The sequence below is a fragment of the Methanosarcina vacuolata Z-761 genome (assembly GCF_000969905.1).
In the GTDB taxonomy this organism is placed as follows: domain Archaea; phylum Halobacteriota; class Methanosarcinia; order Methanosarcinales; family Methanosarcinaceae; genus Methanosarcina; species Methanosarcina vacuolata.
This window is the reverse complement of record NZ_CP009520.1, coordinates 4,251,229-4,267,539: the sequence shown is the minus strand read 5'-3', so window position 1 is coordinate 4,267,539 and position 16,311 is coordinate 4,251,229. Positions and strand designations below refer to the sequence as shown.

14 protein-coding genes are annotated in these 16,311 nt (G+C 41.3%); 6 read left to right on the top strand and 8 right to left on the bottom strand.

The genetic code is table 11. The annotated features are described in order from the left end of the window. Positions 1 to 431 precede the first annotated feature (431 nt). Positions 432 to 1,784: a right-handed parallel beta-helix repeat-containing protein gene (locus tag MSVAZ_RS17580; RefSeq protein WP_048124314.1), complete on the top strand. Its 1,353-nt coding sequence runs from the start codon at positions 432 to 434 to the stop codon at positions 1,782 to 1,784. A 135-nt stretch (positions 1,785 to 1,919) separates the two neighbouring features. On the opposite strand, the gene MSVAZ_RS17575 is transcribed toward MSVAZ_RS17580, so the two are convergent. Continuing rightward, positions 1,920 to 2,933, bottom strand: a complete 1,014-nt coding sequence (locus tag MSVAZ_RS17575) for a hypothetical protein (protein WP_048123094.1) — start codon at positions 2,931 to 2,933, stop codon at positions 1,920 to 1,922. Positions 2,934 to 3,362: 429 nt separating this feature from the next. Here MSVAZ_RS17575 and MSVAZ_RS17570 point away from each other — a divergent pair, with 429 nt between their 5' ends. From MSVAZ_RS17570 to MSVAZ_RS17555, 4 genes are all read left to right on the top strand, one after another. Continuing rightward, entirely contained in the window at positions 3,363 to 3,668 is a 306-nt protein-coding gene (locus tag MSVAZ_RS17570) for a DUF190 domain-containing protein (RefSeq protein ID WP_048123092.1), read from the top strand. A 446-nt stretch (positions 3,669 to 4,114) separates the two neighbouring features. After that, entirely contained in the window at positions 4,115 to 4,618 is a 504-nt protein-coding gene (locus MSVAZ_RS17565) for a hypothetical protein (RefSeq protein WP_048123090.1), read from the top strand. 510 nt (positions 4,619 to 5,128) lie between these two features. Then, positions 5,129 to 5,611 (top strand): cytochrome b5 domain-containing protein, encoded by a 483-nt coding sequence (locus MSVAZ_RS17560; protein WP_232316148.1) that lies wholly within the window; start codon positions 5,129 to 5,131, stop codon positions 5,609 to 5,611. Positions 5,612 to 6,079: 468 nt separating this feature from the next. After that, positions 6,080 to 6,826 carry a class I SAM-dependent methyltransferase gene (locus MSVAZ_RS17555; protein WP_048123089.1) on the top strand — a complete coding sequence of 249 codons (747 nt, stop codon included), beginning with the start codon at positions 6,080 to 6,082 and terminating at the stop codon, positions 6,824 to 6,826. Between the two features lie 109 nt (positions 6,827 to 6,935). Here MSVAZ_RS17555 and purN read toward each other — a convergent pair whose 3' ends face one another. Then, a complete protein-coding gene (gene purN / locus MSVAZ_RS17550) occupies positions 6,936 to 7,550 on the bottom strand; it encodes a phosphoribosylglycinamide formyltransferase (RefSeq protein WP_048123088.1) in 615 nt (204 codons plus the stop codon). A 591-nt stretch (positions 7,551 to 8,141) separates the two neighbouring features. Here purN and MSVAZ_RS17540 point away from each other — a divergent pair. Beyond that, positions 8,142 to 9,254 carry a phosphoserine transaminase gene (locus tag MSVAZ_RS17540; protein WP_048124309.1) on the top strand — a complete coding sequence of 371 codons (1,113 nt, stop codon included), beginning with the start codon at positions 8,142 to 8,144 and terminating at the stop codon, positions 9,252 to 9,254. A 470-nt stretch (positions 9,255 to 9,724) separates the two neighbouring features. On the opposite strand, the gene MSVAZ_RS17535 is transcribed toward MSVAZ_RS17540, so the two are convergent. From MSVAZ_RS17535 to MSVAZ_RS17505, 6 genes are all read right to left on the bottom strand, one after another. Beyond that, the gene (locus tag MSVAZ_RS17535; protein ID WP_048123086.1) at positions 9,725 to 10,477 is read right to left on the bottom strand and encodes an SIMPL domain-containing protein; all 753 of its coding nucleotides are present in this window, start codon (positions 10,475 to 10,477) and stop codon (positions 9,725 to 9,727) included. Positions 10,478 to 10,892: 415 nt separating this feature from the next. Further along, a complete protein-coding gene (locus MSVAZ_RS17525) occupies positions 10,893 to 12,194 on the bottom strand; it encodes a formylmethanofuran dehydrogenase subunit B (RefSeq protein WP_048123082.1) in 1,302 nt (433 codons plus the stop codon). A 2-nt stretch (positions 12,195 to 12,196) separates the two neighbouring features. Continuing rightward, positions 12,197 to 12,586 carry a molybdopterin dinucleotide binding domain-containing protein gene (locus tag MSVAZ_RS17520; protein ID WP_048123080.1) on the bottom strand — a complete coding sequence of 130 codons (390 nt, stop codon included), beginning with the start codon at positions 12,584 to 12,586 and terminating at the stop codon, positions 12,197 to 12,199. A 10-nt stretch (positions 12,587 to 12,596) separates the two neighbouring features. After that, the gene (locus MSVAZ_RS17515; RefSeq protein WP_048123078.1) at positions 12,597 to 13,502 is read right to left on the bottom strand and encodes a formylmethanofuran dehydrogenase subunit C; all 906 of its coding nucleotides are present in this window, start codon (positions 13,500 to 13,502) and stop codon (positions 12,597 to 12,599) included. A gap of 4 nt (positions 13,503 to 13,506) precedes the next feature. Then, positions 13,507 to 15,261, bottom strand: coding sequence for a formylmethanofuran dehydrogenase subunit A (locus tag MSVAZ_RS17510; protein WP_048123076.1), 1,755 nt, complete (start codon positions 15,259 to 15,261; stop codon positions 13,507 to 13,509). After that, a complete protein-coding gene (locus tag MSVAZ_RS17505) occupies positions 15,262 to 16,302 on the bottom strand; it encodes a 4Fe-4S dicluster domain-containing protein (protein WP_048123074.1) in 1,041 nt (346 codons plus the stop codon). Positions 16,303 to 16,311: the final 9 nt, after the last annotated feature.

Genomic DNA, 16,311 nt, shown 5'->3' with positions numbered 1-16,311 from the left:
CAAGCAAATTATCTAGCTTATCCACAACAGTAAAGCATGCAACATTATCAGTAAGTGTGTCTCATAGAATCGCTTTCTTTAATCGTTTGCCCTCATTCTGCTGGTTACGTATCATTCCATACCTTCATTTGCAACTTGTTCATAATATAAGCAATCTCCATTACCATTAAAACTGGATATAATGGGAGTAAGATTGTTTCCAGAACTTTCGGTACGTTCTCGAATATATCCTGCAAAATAAAGCTTTAAAACAAAGCTATTAAGGCTTATATATAAAAATTAAGCTTTATTTCTATGAAAATTGTATAATTGATCTTTAAATTTAAAATAAATTCATTTTTTCCCTCTTATCCTGCAAGTATTTTTATCTCTTTTTCTGGCAATTTAGCGGGCACACAGCTATAGGCTTGAATAAAGGAGATAAAATGAATATGCACTTTAAATTTCGAGGCATAGCCACACTGGTACTGTTAGCCAGTCTGGTTACCCTGGCAGTTTGTGGGTGCGTGTCCGGATCGGAAACTTCGAGCGAAGCTACGACGAGTACAACCACCGATACGACTAATAATACCAATACTACTTCTACGGCAAGTGAAGCGTACACGCAGAGCGGAGGAACTGAAACCAGCTCAAATCAGGCTTTTATTGCCTCTAATACCGATGAAAACGGAATCAAAGTTACTAATGGTGGTACTTTCACTCTTTCAAATTCGACGGTGACAAAAACAGGAGACACCTCTTCGAATGATAATAGCGACTTTTACGGCCTCAATGCTGGTGTACTGGCAGAGTCCGGAAGTGCAATAGAGCTCACCAATTGTACAGTAACTACAAACGCCAATGGCGCCAATGGTGTCTTTGCTACGGGATCGGGTTCTTCAGTAACTCTGTCCAATGTTACGATCAATACTTCTGCCGACGGCTCCCGTGGTGTGGATGCAACCCAGACCGGTAACATAACCTGTACGGATGTAAATATCACCACAGTCGGGCAACACTGTGCAGCCATTGCAACAGACCGTGGAAACGGAAATATTAATGTTACAGGCGGGACTATGAACACAGCCGGAGACGGTTCTCCAGGAATCTATTCTACAGGCAATATTACAGTTTCTGATTCCGTTATTACAGCTACAGGATCGGAAGCTGTCGTAATAGAAGGAAAGAACTCCATATCTTTGACGAATGTCACCATTTCAGGTGAGAAAAAATGTGGAGCTATGCTCTACCAGAGTTTCTCAGGTGATGCCGAAGTAGGTACCAGCAGCTTTACGATGAACGGAGGCTCACTCAATGCGACAGTAGGTCCTCTATTCTATATTACAAATACAGAATCCATAATAGAGCTAAAAGATGCTAACTTGAGTGCAGCATCTGGTACACTTTTGACAGCCAGCGCTGACAGGTGGGGCAATACAGGATCAAACGGCGGTGTTGTAACCTTTAAGGCAGAAAATGAGACTCTCAATGGTAATATTACCTGCGATAATATCAGTTCAGTCACAGCCATGTTGCAGAATAACACTACCCTGACCGGAGCAATTAATGCAAACAATACGGCAAGCTCGATGAACATGACCCTGGATTCAACCAGTACCTGGAATGTGACAGGAACTTCATACCTGACAAGTTTCACAGATGAAGATTCCACATTGTCTAATATCAAGGACAATGGAAATACCATATATTATGACTCAAATTCCAGCACAAACAGCTGGCTTGAAGGTAAAACTTACACTCTGACTGACGGAGGCCAGCTAACTCCTGTGACAGTTTCGCAGTAATACCTGAATAAAAAAATTATTCTTGTAGCCTTAAAAGGCTACACTTTTTTCTGAACTAATCCAATTTCCACAGTTCTTTGGTTACTGTTCTTATATTTTGAGGAAACCTTTGTATGGTGGGAATGATGACCTTGCTTATTTATATGAACGCTTGAAAACCAGTAATGATAAAAGCCCTAAAATAACCATTATTGAAGTAAAGCCAGGTATTTGATTGGTTGTTTTATTACCAGCAGTCTCTTCTTCATTACCTGAGGAGTTGATGTCATTACTTTCATTCACATCTGGTATCTCATCTGCTGGTAAAAGTTCTTCACATACTGTTGGCACTTCTCCCCATTCAAAAACTACTGGCGCTTCACTTACGCCTTCTTGTTTACAGTGGTCGTCAATTATTAGGTAAATTTCATCAATTATTGACTCATTAACGTTTTCAGGAGATTTTTTATCAAACTCCACAAATATGTATCCCCTATAGTCATAACCATAACTAACAACTGGTCCACCATTTTCTAGCATATAATGACCAAGTTCAGCTCTGAAGCTATGAATACAATTCCCTGCTGTTTCTTCCCATCCCACTTTTTTATTAGCGTCTGTAATAACAGGCATTGTTCCCCGACTAGCTATGAATCCGGGTTCATTTTTAACTTCGTCGAAAATCTGAGGGCCATAATCCGGTAATGGGAGATCCTCCTCATCCTGTGCCCACATAAAGACCACAGGAACCTCACTTACGCCTCCCTGCTGTTCGCAGTAATCCTCAATTTTCTGATAGATCTCGTTAATTCTGGAGTCATTTACTTCTTCTTTATAGACGGACCCCAATTCAATTATTAGCATTTCGTTATTGGAAGCAACGCTTTTTATAGAGCTGTCAAATTCGGAATATGATGGCCCCATTCGTGTAAGATTTAACCAGCAATTTACAATTGAATTTTCCCACTTCTGATCAGTTGTTTCTGGTAAGGTTCCTCTGTATGCTATAAACGAGGGATCATTTTCAAATTCCTTTATAGAAGGCTCAGAGATCTCATTAGATTTGGAATCGTTAAATCCGCTATCATCTGCACTTGCAGAACTATATACAAAAAGAGAAACAAAAGTGATAAGCATTAGCCATTTGCAAATATTCCTTATTTTGGGCATTTTAATCAGACCTTATCAGTTACTTAATAATTGTAACTTCTATTATTGTCTTAAATTAGTCTTAAAATCAAGCAGCTTCGAGTTTGTGCAAAGTGAAATCTAAATCAGTAGACCGAGCTTTTATGCGACTGGTCTCATAGTTCAACTGCACTATTTCTTTAAGTAAGATAGTGATGGAGCATAAAATACTTTTCAAATTTTCAAATTTTATATGACGCAGCGTAAAACGAGAATTTTAAAAATATTTTTTTCAGTCGAATACCCTGCTAAGTCAAATACTCTGCTAGCTTGCTGCGGGAATGAAAATTTGGAGCGTTGGTACGAAAATACCCTGTTCTTGCAGTGGGGTACGCTAGCGCAACTTTGATTTTCCATGCTGGCTGTATAACCTATAAAATTACACTTAATTAAAGAATACCGGGTGATTTCATGCCTTCCGCACTTCTTCGCATATATCTAAAGCAAAACGCAACCTTTCATGACAAATCCATTTATGAGAAGGTTATCGAATTTTTACTTGATTCAGGTATTAATGGCGCAACTCTTCTCAGAGGAATTGAAGGTTATGGAGCGGATAAAAAGATCCATACCATCAAGGTCTTACAGCTAAGCCATGACCTTCCAGTAGTTATGGAAGTAATTGACGATGAAGAAAAACTAAGATCCTTAATTCCTCAACTGCGAGAGATTGTTGGAAACGAGCTTATGACGATTCAAAAAGTAGAAATTGTTTGATTGGATTCATAAAATAAAATATTAATGGAGCTGACCAAAACTCAAATTTATTTCTCTGAATTCCATATTCTAAACAGTTAATCGAGCTTCCGATTATGGATAATAATTTGGAAAATAATTCCAACAATTTGTTAATTTTTGAAATTAGAATTGGTTTTGGGATGAGCTCATCACTTATATTTACTTTTATCGAGTTGACGAGGGCTAGAAATTTCGTAGATTCAGCAGTCGGAAAAATATTTTAGTTCTTGCCAACCTTTTTACGGGAAAAACGACTGCATTTTCTGTCCTGCTTTTTGTTATTTTCTGCCTGTTCTTTAGTATTTTCTGTCCTGTTGATCTCCACATGACTAATCCAATGGAGAATATGTACTCACGGTTATGAATAAAAAAGACCATATAATAACTAAAGGCAATATTAACGCTTATTCAGGGGAGTGATTAGCATGGTAGAGAATGAGCAATTGTATAATGAAATCAGGGAAGCTGTTAATGCTATTCCGATGAAGATTGGCTTTGAGGACATAGATGGAATTTCTGAGTACGTTACGAAGAGCGTTTTAGTTGGATATGCAATTGTCCAGTATACAGTCACAGAAAAGGGGTTAGACAACAGGGAAATCACGAAGAAGTTTGTTAAATCAAATCCAGTTTATCAGGATGGCTCAGGTAGTGATATCTACGGTGTGGATACCCACATCAAAGATGAGGAAACTGTAATTGGTGTTGTGCCAGCTACATGTCCAACATATGGAATTTTTGGATTAATGCCTCTTGATGACCTATCACTCGAACAGGTCGCTTCACTTTCGTTTAGCCATTTTGGCAAAGATAAGTTTTTAGGATTCGAATATGAAGGCGTTGAACATCCCAACTGGATCAGTATGCTGCGTGAAAAGTGGATAGAGATAGTTTATGAACATGAAACGGAACGTGAGCTTTGGGGCTAAATCTAAGGATAAGGAACAAAAAGTCACAGAAATTTCTTTGGAGGCTTAGCAACAACTAAGTAAGCCTCCTATCTGGCTTTCGATATCGAAGGAATAAAGACGCGGGGATCAGCAGTTCTGGACATACACCACATGACTGTGATTTGTAATCATAACGGTGATTTGTAATCATAACGGTGATTTGTAATCATAACGGTGATTTGTAATCATAACGGTGATTTGTAATCATAACGGTGATATGTAGTCTCTACATGGAATTTACAAAATAATCTAGGCTCTTAGTCATTTTCTATGGATAAGATGATTTTCAATTCAAGACCGTATTGTTTTTAATGAGTACATTACGAGAATATCCACACAAAACAACGAAGAGCCATAATCTACATTATCAAGAGGTAACTGGAATTTATTCAACGTTTAACTTTTTCTTTACCTGCTATTGTATTTTATGTAAACTTTCAACTGGTTTTGAATCTGCGAAATCATTTCAGGATACAACACTTACGTTGTATGGGTGAAATAGTGAGAAAAGCGCTGATTGTATTGGCAGTGTTGTTCGGCATATTCCTCGCAATAGGATGTGCAGGAAATAAACCGGTAACTCCAAATGAAACAGGAAACTCTGAACAGGCTGTAGCTCCAGCTGGAGCTATAACTGAAGCTGTAAATGAAACTCCTATTACAGAAATAACTCTTGCTGAAGCAGTTTCTCCAACTGAAAGACAGAACGCAACTGAAATGCAGAATGTGACAGGGGTATCGGAACTAAAAGAATATACACTTAAAGAACTTGCAGAGTACAACGGTAAAAATGGGACGGTATACGTTGCCTATCAAGGCCAGGTCTATAATGTATCTGATAGTGATATTTGGAAAAATGGCACTCACAACGGATGCAATGCTGGGACAGACCTCACTGGAAAAATGGACAAGACGCCACACGGGGGTAAAATATTAAAGGGTTATCCTGTAGTCGGGACTTTGAAAAAATAACCTAATCCTGGAATCTGAGTGTAACCAGGGTTCTATTAGACTTACTATCAAATTAGACATTATTTCTCTTTTTTCCATCAATTAAGGTGAATAATAATTCTCTAAAATAATTATGTCTTAATTTAGGCCTAAATTTCGATTTAGGCCAATAATTGTAGAGATAAGCGTAAATTACTACGGTATTAAAGAGGGAATCACAAGCCTTTCCCGAATGAAAAAATAAATAGGGTTATATTTTTACGATTTTAGATCGAACACAGAAAAAATAAGGAATATAAACTGCTAAACATAAAAATTAAATGTCATTAATAATTTAAATAAGATATCACTGATTGAAATATTGTCTTTTTAGTAGAAAATAAATAAGGATATATTTAAGCCGCCATGCGATATAAGCTCTTAAATAATAACTCATTTTTGATATTATGGGAAGATATAGAAAAAAGTGGGATTTGGGGTAGAGGAAGAATGTTTGGGGAAAGTGAAAAAAACGTATCCAAACTAAAGGATTTTTGGGTAGAATTTTTTGCAGATCGGAGAGACGGTGGCCACAGATTTTCAGATGAGGAATTTATTTCCATGGAAGCCAGGGAAAAACTATTCCACCTTGGTGGGGGCAAAACCCTGCTTGACTTTGGATGCGGTGCAGGCGAGCTCCTGGTTTACTATGCGCCGGAATATGAACAGCTTGTAGGAGTTGATTTTTCCGCATCCATGCTTGATGAAGCAAGCAAAAAAATCAGGGAAAAAAAATGTGGGAATATATTGTTAATTCAGGCTGATGATAAAACTGTCTGGGACAAACTGGAATACTCCTTTGATCGAATAACTGCAGCTGGAGTGGTTCAGTATTTGACATTGCAAGAAATTGATAACTTTATCTTTAATGCATCAAATTATCTTAATAAAGGGGGTAAAATAGTGTTATTCGACATACTGGACCCTCGATTATATCCATTATGGAAAATAGGACTGTTTTCACAAGACGCAAACTTCTTAAGTATTTTGCGCAAAATCGCTTTTGAATTTAAAGTTATATTATCGGCAAGCTTGAATAGTCACCCCAGAGATATTCTCGGGTTTTCTCATAATCCAAGTGCAATTAAAAAAATAGCCGATAAATATAATTTTGAAATTACTTTTGTAAAATCAATGTATTACGAATACAAATATCATGCAATAATATTTCGAACTTCAGAGGCTCAGGAATTTTAATGATCAGCTCGCTCTGGCGCAGTCTGCTTCAAGCAACAGGATATGTCCATGTCACCGCTTTAAATTCCGTTATATACTCTATTCTATATTGTCGTTGCCGTCTCTGCCATTACAATTTAATTACACCTTCGCTTATTAATCTCAAGGTCTCCACATAGAAGGAGTTTTCTTTTTCAAGTACCTTTTTTGACAATGTATCTATTGTATCGCCCTCCAGAACTTCAATTTCACATTGCCGAATTATCTTCCCTGCATCATATTCCTCCTCTACCAAATGAATTGTAACCCCCGTTGTATTCTCTCCTGCATCAATAACCGCTCTGTGTACGTGGATTCCATACATTCCTTTGCCACCATATTTGGGCAAGAGTGAAGGATGAATGTTAAGTATACGGCCTTTGTACTGTTTTAAAACCTTAGGTCCTAGTTTTTTCATATATCCTGCAAGGGCGACTATATCTGCGCCACTTTCAGTTAGGACTTTACATATTGCTTCATCTAATTCTTCTTCTTCTGGATGTGTTTTATTACTTAGGTGATATTCAGGAATCCCTGCTATTCTTGCTTTTTCCAGGGCTTGCGAATTTGAGTTATTGCTTATAACAGCACATATTTCCCCGTTCAAATCTCCTATTTTGCAAGCATCAATAATCGCTTGCATATTAGTTCCTCTGTGGGAAGCAAATATTGCGATATGTAATTTCTTTGTATTTTCACTTTCCATAATCTGTAACTCCGGCGGTGAAATTTAATTATTGTCAGGACATTACGGTCATATTTGCGGCAGGTATCATATATGTGTCTAATTCGTCGTTCATCAATCATCTTTTTTCTCTTCAAGCCCAGCAGCGATTTTTTTTACAGATTCTCTCCATAACTTCAAGTTCTTCTTCGTTCAGAATTTACTAAATCTTCTCAAAAAACTTCATATCTACCCAGTTTCCGATCTCAACCACCTTTTTTCCTTTATCGGTGAACTCTAGCAGGTAAATCCTTCCGTCCCTCGAAGAATCCTTTGTTTTCAACAGGCTTGGTGGTTAAGAACATCGGTTTTGACCGTGCAAAAGTAGCACGAAAAGATAAATAAAAACGTCTTTAAATAGTAGAGGGCCTGGGGTGTTAAGGAATCCAATTCTAAGAACATGGATAATGTAAACAGGACTGGTTGGTTTTCTAACTCGATGTGTTCTTAGTTCTTATCCGAAAAGCGGTACTGTTAAGTCTTAGGGGGATGGTTATAATTGCATGTTCACATATAGCTAGAAAATGTCTTATCCCCCTAAGACTTAACAGTACCAAAAAAGGAAATGATAAAATGAAACCAACACGAGTTCCTAATAATCCTTGTTTTTCGTCTGGGCCTTGTGCCAAACATCCAGGTTATTCTGTTGAAGAGCTGAAGGATACACCTTTTGGCCGGTCACACCGGAGCAAACCTGGCAAGGAAAAATTAGCTGAAGCGATTAAAAGAACAAGAGATATGCTTGGACTTCCTGATGATTATCTGGTAGGTATTGTACCGGCTTCCGATACAGGCGCTTTTGAAATGTGCTTGTGGTCCATGCTAGGGTGCCGCGGGGTTGATGTCCTTGTTTGGGAATCTTTCAGTAAAGGATGGGCAACCGACATCACTAAACAGTTAAAATTAAAAGATGTCAGAGTTTTTGAGGCAGAATACGGGAAATTACCAGATTTAAAGAAGGTCGATTTCAAGAATGATGTCGTCTTTGTCTGGAATGGAACTACTAGCGGAGTCAAAGTACCCAATGGCGATTGGATTCCTGATGACCGGGAAGGGCTCACGCTTTGCGATGCCACATCTGCTATATTTGCTATGGATATACCCTACCATAAACTGGATGTCATTACCTTCTCATGGCAGAAGGTTTTAGGTGGGGAAGGTGCACACGGAATGCTGATTTTATCCCCGCGGGCTGTTCAGCGGTTAGAAAGCTATACTCCTGCCTGGCCATTACCCAAGATTTTCCGACTGACCAAAGGCGATAAACTGAATAAGGAGATTTTTGAAGGCTCTACTATTAACACCCCATCTATGCTGGCTAATGAAGATTGGCTGGCAACACTAAAATGGGCAGAGTCTGTCGGAGGGCTTAAGCCACTTATTCAGCGGACAAATGATAATCTGGCGGTCTTTGAGGCATTTGTTGCTAAAAACAACTGGATTCATTTCTTAGCGGAAACAAAAGAGATAAGGTCCAGTACCAGTGTCTGCTTTAAAGTTGATTTATCCGATGAAAAGCTTAAAGAACTGATTAAAACGCTTGAGAAAGAAAAAGTTGCTTATGACATCGGTTCTTACCGTGATGCCCCTTCGGGTTTGCGCATCTGGTGCGGTGCTACCGTCGAGAAAGAGGATTTACAATGCCTCTGTGAATGGATCGAATGGGCTTACAATCTGGTTAAATAATAAAATCCTTTTTGTTATCAGCAAAGAAGGGTTCGTGAGAGATCGTTAATATCTTTTTTGCTGATAGCAAGAGAATGTTTTATCCAAAATAATTTTACTTTTTAAAGATATACGCCACTATCTAATAATATTTAGATTTTCTTACAAGACTTGTATTCTCGTATCTTCAAAATACGAATCTTTTGAACTAAAAGTTCGTATATTGAATAGGAAAAATATACAGGTTTTACTACAAATCCGTGTATATCAAAGAGAGTTTTAAGGCGAAATTATTTCAGGATAAATTTCAGGATAAAATACATTCCAGCTCCCATAAAATCACATATAAAAAGTAAAAAAAGAAGCCCATAGGCGTCAATCGATAGATTATACAAGAAGACGCATTGATCTGAGAAGTTGCAAATAACCTTCTTTATCTGCAACTCCTGATCATTTATATACTTCAGTGCTCAAACCACTTGTCTAAATCCTTATTCAATGTAGTAAGTGACCTGTACTGACATTGAGACGGTAGACTCGCCTGGCTGAATTGGAGTGGACACTGCTCCTGCTGCTGTTTCGGTTTGCATGTCGTATTTGGAATCTACTCCGGAGACGCCGGTTTCACTTACAGATGACGTCTGCACGCCGTTTATCTCAACACCCAGGCTCTTAGCAAGCGTAGTGGCTTTAGAGGATGCATCTGCTACTGCCTTATTCATCAGGTCTTCACGAAGCTGTTTTTGCTTGTCATCTGATACTGAGAATGAAACGCTTCCAATATTATTAGCGCCTGCGGCTGTGGACCTATCAATGATCTCACTCAGGTTGTCGAGATTTTTGGTTGTGACCTGCACACTATTGGATGCAGAGTAACCTTTGATTGTTTGCGTATCATTTGCATCATAGTTGTATACTGGGTATACGGAAACATACGATGTCTGTATTTCCTTGTCCTGCAATCCCATTGCTTTGAGTTCTGCTATTACAGCGTTCATAAGGGCTGCGTTTTTATCTGTCGCTTCCTTTGCAGTTTCAGATTGAATTACAACACCGATGTTCATTGTTGCCGTATCAGGGATAACTTTCTGTTCAGCATATCCACTAATGGAAATAGTATTTTCCGTATTATCTTCGGACCCACTCTGTGAAATGGCGTATATCGTTGCTGACATCAACACCAGAACAACGGATAGCGCAACGATAACGTAATAAAGCTTATCGTTTTTATTTTCCTGTGACATTTTCACCTACTCCTTTTTCAATACTTTGTTCACTGGCTATTCAGACAATTCTAGCAAGTCATAGATGTACCCGCACATATTAAATAATTACTTAAACTTCAACTACGGTCGCAGTTATGAAAGCTTCCCGATATTGAAGAAAAAAATATACTAAAGTAATGGAAAGAAGAAAGGGAAAGGGTTGAAAAATAAGAAGTTGAGACCTTACGGCATCAAACAGCAGGCAATATTAAAAAATTTTGACACTCTTCAAAATATTCAAAATAAAATGATTTTTAATTTGACCTTTATCGCCAAATTTTGGCATTCTGCCCACAGGAAAATGAAAAGAAAAAAAGTGAGAGCTTTAATCACTCTCACACCATCTATTTGTTTTGCACTATCCTTTAAAAGAATCCGTGAAAACAGGTTTAACTTATTTTCGTGCCTTGATTTTCTCAAAGAGCTGCTTCAGGGTATCTTCATTGCTCTTCGTAAACTCGAAAGGCGAGCTTGTGAAAGGTTCGAAGTGCACGGCAACGTCGTCCAGCCTGTAGAAAGTCCCATCGCATTCCATAGCGTCAATGACTCCTGGAAGTACAATATCCGAAGCAGCCACGGTCGGGCAGGGAGCGATATCCAGACAAATCATGGGCATCTCAGCAAGTAAAGAAGCGCAATCTGCAGGGATGTGGCAGACAAGGTCAGCACACATTACAAGAGCTGCATCCACGTCCTTTTCTCTAAGCAAATCTACGGTTGTGAATTCTCCAGGGTTGTAACGTGGATGTCCACGCATGAAGTCAAGCCCGAAGGGGTACCCGTACATGTAGGAAGCAACCTGGTTAAAACCTGCAACGTTACAGTGGCCACGGAGAGCTCCGAGGGTAAACTTGGAGAAATTATTCAGCTCCTTTACAAAATTCATGGCAATTTCGGCATTCCTGTGTTTTCCGATGGATGAGGAAAGCCCGAGCCCCACTGAGATTGCTCCGAAGGTGCAGTTCTTCATCATATCGAGCATTTCTTCCATGACGGGAATAGGAACTCCTGTGATCTCTTCTACCGACGGATGGGGAGTTTTTCCGTGAAGAAGGGTCATAAGTGCGCTAATCAGTTCGTAATCCGAGCCGGGTTTGAGCTGTACGTGAAGGTCGGATGCTTCAGCAGTTGGAGTTTTTCTCGGGTCTATAGTGATAACTGTCCTGTCGAAACGTCCGCGTTTTGTCCAGTAACCTCTCGGGAAAACTGCGTACCTTGACATCTGTCTCGGCATGGATTCAAGAGGATTGGTTCCCCAGTAAACCAGGAGGTCTGCCCTGTTTTTCTTTTGACCTTCAGTTGCACCGACTTTCCCGGATTCCTGAATTCCCATAGCTGTTGGCCCGTGGCAGATAGTGGCATTGGAATCAACAATTGCACCAAGGTATTCCCCTATCTTGAGCCCTATTTCATGTGCTTCACAGGAGGTTTCACTGCCCATGAACAGTAGGGGGCGCTTTGCCGAAACAAGGATGTCGGCTGCTCTTTCAAGAGCTTCATCCCAGGCGGCAGGGGTTAATTTTCCTTCGCTCTTTATAAGGGGCTGCCTGAGCCTGTGGGAACTTACAACTTCCTGAAATTTGGCATTTCCCATCTTACATGCGTTTTTAGCTTCAATCTTTCCGTCTCCGAATTCAACCTGGATATCGTCACAGGATGCCCCGCAGACCGGACAGACTATGTTTTTGTAAATCATACTCACTGCCCTCCGATATAAATTTTCAATACTACATCTTCGGCACTAAGGACCTCTTCTTCAGTGGGCTCAATTGTTACCGGGGCACCCTTATAGAGGGGAGAACCCGTGGAAAGAGTATCAGGATCAATGATAACATTCGACCAGATGGCTCTTGGCATAAATACCTGTCCTGGCTGGACTGCATCCGTACATTTTGTGTAAACAACAATCGAATGTTTTCCGTTCCGACTTGTTACTTTTACTTTAGAAGGAGAGCAAAGTGATGCAAAATCTACAGGTGAAATCCAGCACGATGCACACTCTATAGTGTACTCGTCTGTAAACTTGTCCCCGCCTTTGGCAAGCCTGCCTTCATTAATCGTACTTCCGCTAATGAGTATTACTTCCATAGTTCTCACCTCAGAGTTCAGGGTTTGTATCTGCAACCACGTAAAGCGCTCCTTTTGCCCGCTTGCTGATCGCAAAGTCTCCTGTAAATTTCTTGAATTCGCCTATTAGTTCAACCTCTCCGGATGTGACGCTGTTTTCCATGGATACAAATTCGAAACCTGGGGAGAAGCGCTCGATTTTGCCTCCAACTACTATGGTGCCTCCTGCCATTTCAGCACCGACTCCACGAAGAGCGTTTCCTTTTACGAAGATTAGCCCGCCGTTCTGACGGATTCCGCAGAAGCTTTCAACATTGCCTTCTACAAGAATTTCTCCGCCATCCATGCCGCCTCCAAGCTGATGGCGAGCAGAGCCTTCGATAACGATCCGTCCACCTTTCATGCCGTGCCATTTTCCTCTGTAAGCGCAGCCCACGTGGTCTCCAGCGTTGCCTTTTATGTTCAGGAGTCCGCCTGTCATTTCCATACCTGCCCAGGAATCTGCGTCTCCGTAAACGACAATCTCTCCTCCTTTCATCCCGGTGCCTACGTGCATGCCAGCAGAACCTTCAATTTCGATTTTTCCTGCGCTCATGCCTTCACCAATTCTTTTTACTCTTATTGCGTCACCTTTTATGCGGATGAGGGTCTCGGCTGCAGAACTTCCTCCGTTGCCTATTACTTCAAAAAACTCGGAGAGAGGATAGGTCTTTGGCCCCTGCCAGATTGCCAGGTTTCCAATTTCTTCGGCACTTTTGCCTGCAAAGGCGTCAGGAGTTATAACGTCGGCTTCCAGTTTAATGTCAATCTCTTTTTTAGGAATAAGCATTACTTCTGCTATTTTTTCCGCGCTTTCGCCAGCAAATGAGCCCGGCTTTATAACTGCCTCAAGTTTACTTTCAATTTCATTTTTATTAATAAGAACTCCCTCTGTCATTACCTCACCTCACCACGTTAACCTGTATGGGAGTCGGATTTTTCAGATACTTTTCTGGAGTTGGATAGTTAGCAAAGCCCAGGGTGTAGTACCTGAACCATTCCTTCACGTCGACCAGCATCTCCTTTTCCCGCTCGTCTTCCACATGTACTTCGGAATAATAGGTCCGTTTTTCAGGTACGGAAACAATATCTCCTTTAACAGATACAATTTCGCCGCCCTTTACAGTGTATTCGGCCTTCCTGAAAGCCTGAAGTAGAGCCTCATAGTTGTTTGTGTCAAGCTGCTGTGGATTTATGTTATAGACTGTGACATCTCCATCAGCGCCCAATCCAAGAGAACCTTTCCTGTGGGCCATGCCAATTGTTTTAGCAGGGTTTGCCCTGGTCAGGATTGCAAGGTCATAGAGGGAAAGTTCCCGGTTTATGCTTCCGAGTTCACTCCTATCGTTTGCCCATTTATGGCATTCGCTAAAGGTCTGTTTCCTGAAAGCTTCGGACATGATCCAGGTCATAACTTCCGGATATTTCGTAAACGGCCCACCGTTGGGGCTGTCAGTGGTCATAATTGTCTTCCAGGGGTCATTGATAAGCAGGAGACATTCAAGTCCCATTGCCCACTGCAGGCTGTGTACCGGATTAGCTTTTAAGTAAGTGAAGGGGATAACACCTGACCCGCCCTCCATCTCAACGTCAGTATTCGACCACTTGTTTCCTGTAAGCTTGTACATATCCTGGATGGCAGGCCCATCTCCTGTCATAACCGTGGCTTCTCCGAAGGGCGTGCATCCACTATCGATTACTACATGGTCTTTGTTGTTGATATATTCTGCAATATCTTTTACCCCGGATTCACAGTCTCCCCAGGTAGTGCCTGCAAAACTGTTGAACATCATGTGGGCGAGGTATACGGAACGGTCCCTTGAAGGATCAATTTTGGTTTCAGCCCATTCCACATCCATATCCTGCCTGGGTTTTATGCCGTCGAGGATTTTGAGGGAATCTTTAGTAATTGTATAACAGCCGGGATGTCCCAGGTTATTTGCGTGCAGGTGAAGAGGTACAGGCATGCCGAGGAGTTCATTGACCTCGCTAAGCCCTTTTATAGTTTCTCTTGGGGTAATTTCGAAATGGATGTTGGCTTCATCAAGAGAGTGTACGTTTTTACCCCAGCCCCAGTTTTCGACTCCTGCAGGGTTGACACACTTAATTCCATAGGACTTGTGAGTTTTCATCATCCAGGCCACATAAGCCGCAGCCTTTTCGATATCTCCATCTCTGAGGTAGCGCATCAAAAAGAAGTTGTTTCCAAGTATCAGGTATCCTCCCATGTCAAGGAGCGGAGTCGCACGCATCTCTTCATGGGTATGGCGCGCTTCAAGAGGGGGAATCGCGGCCTCAAAAACAGTTGTATAACCCATTGCTGCGTAATCGTATCCCTGTTTGTAAACAGAGGGAACAGTGTAACCTGAGCCTGAATGGGTAAGTGAAGTCTTCTGAAGATTTGATTTATAATGGTCTTCAGGACGCATCGACCTGCCGGCGTTAACCTTTGCCCCTGCAACGTGAGAGTGGGAGTCAACCCCTCCGGGCATAACCGTCATACCAGAGGCATCAATAACCTTTGCGTCTTTTAGGTCGGCTGCAGAAAGCTCTCTTACAACTTTTCCGTCCTTGATGAAGACATCCATAATTTCCCCATTTATTTCATTGAGGGGATCAAAGACGTATCCGTTCTTAATTGCAATTGTTCCTGCCATTTATTCCACCTCTTTTTTTACAAGCCTGATAGCGTCAACAGGACAAATCATGGCGCAGGCTCCATCTGCTCCACAGCGGTCCTGGTCTATGACTGAAATTCTCCCGTTCTTAACCCCAAGAAGAGCTTTTTCGTCCATGTTGTTCAGGTGCCCGGCTGCAAGTTCACGGTCAGAATAGGCATTTACCGGACAGACAATTACACAGTTTCCGCAGCCCAGACATGCAGCTTCATCGGTTTCCAGGCGAGTACGGAGCATAGCCTCTGGAGCAGGGGTTTCAAGCAGCTTCTTCTCAAGAACGCCCTTTTTCTCCATTTCCGGGAGAATTGCAGTTTTTCTGACATCTATGGCGTTAACAGGGCAGGCAACTGCACAGGCTCCACAGTAAATACAGGCATCGGGGCGGTGACTGATCTTTTCGACTCTTTCTCCAGGTTTAGCTTTTTTATTGAAAATAGCATTTGCAGGACAGACTTCCACACAGGTGTGGCAGGTCTGGCAGACATCCTCATCCCTGGTCCAGCGCCCTTCAAAGGGCTTTTCTACAGAAATAGCATTAACCGGACAGACTGCTGCACACCAGCCGCAGTGGACACAGCATTCGGTATCAATATTGGTTTTTCCGACAAGCTTCAGTTTTCCATCCGCTGAAATATCCCGTGTTACCTCAATACAGCCTTGAGGGCAGATATCCTCACAAAGCCCACAGTGGACGCAGCTTTCGTTTACTGACGTCGGTTTCATAGCCCTGAAAAGATAAGAAATGTCAGTGAGGGTTTTTCCTTCCTGCTTCATTTCAAGAGCACCTGTGGGGCAAACTTTCGCACAAATTCCACAGACCAGGCAGGCTTCACTTTCTTTCATTTCCAGGAAATCCGCATCTACCAACCCTCTTGTTATAGCTCCAACAGCCCCTATGGCCAGGTTACCTTTGGGGCATGCCTGTACGCAGGTCCCGCAGCCAATGCATTTTTCGGGGGAATAGATCAGCTGCTTGTCTTTTTTTTCGGCAAAGACAGACAATCGCATATCTTCTTGCATTTTGCTTAC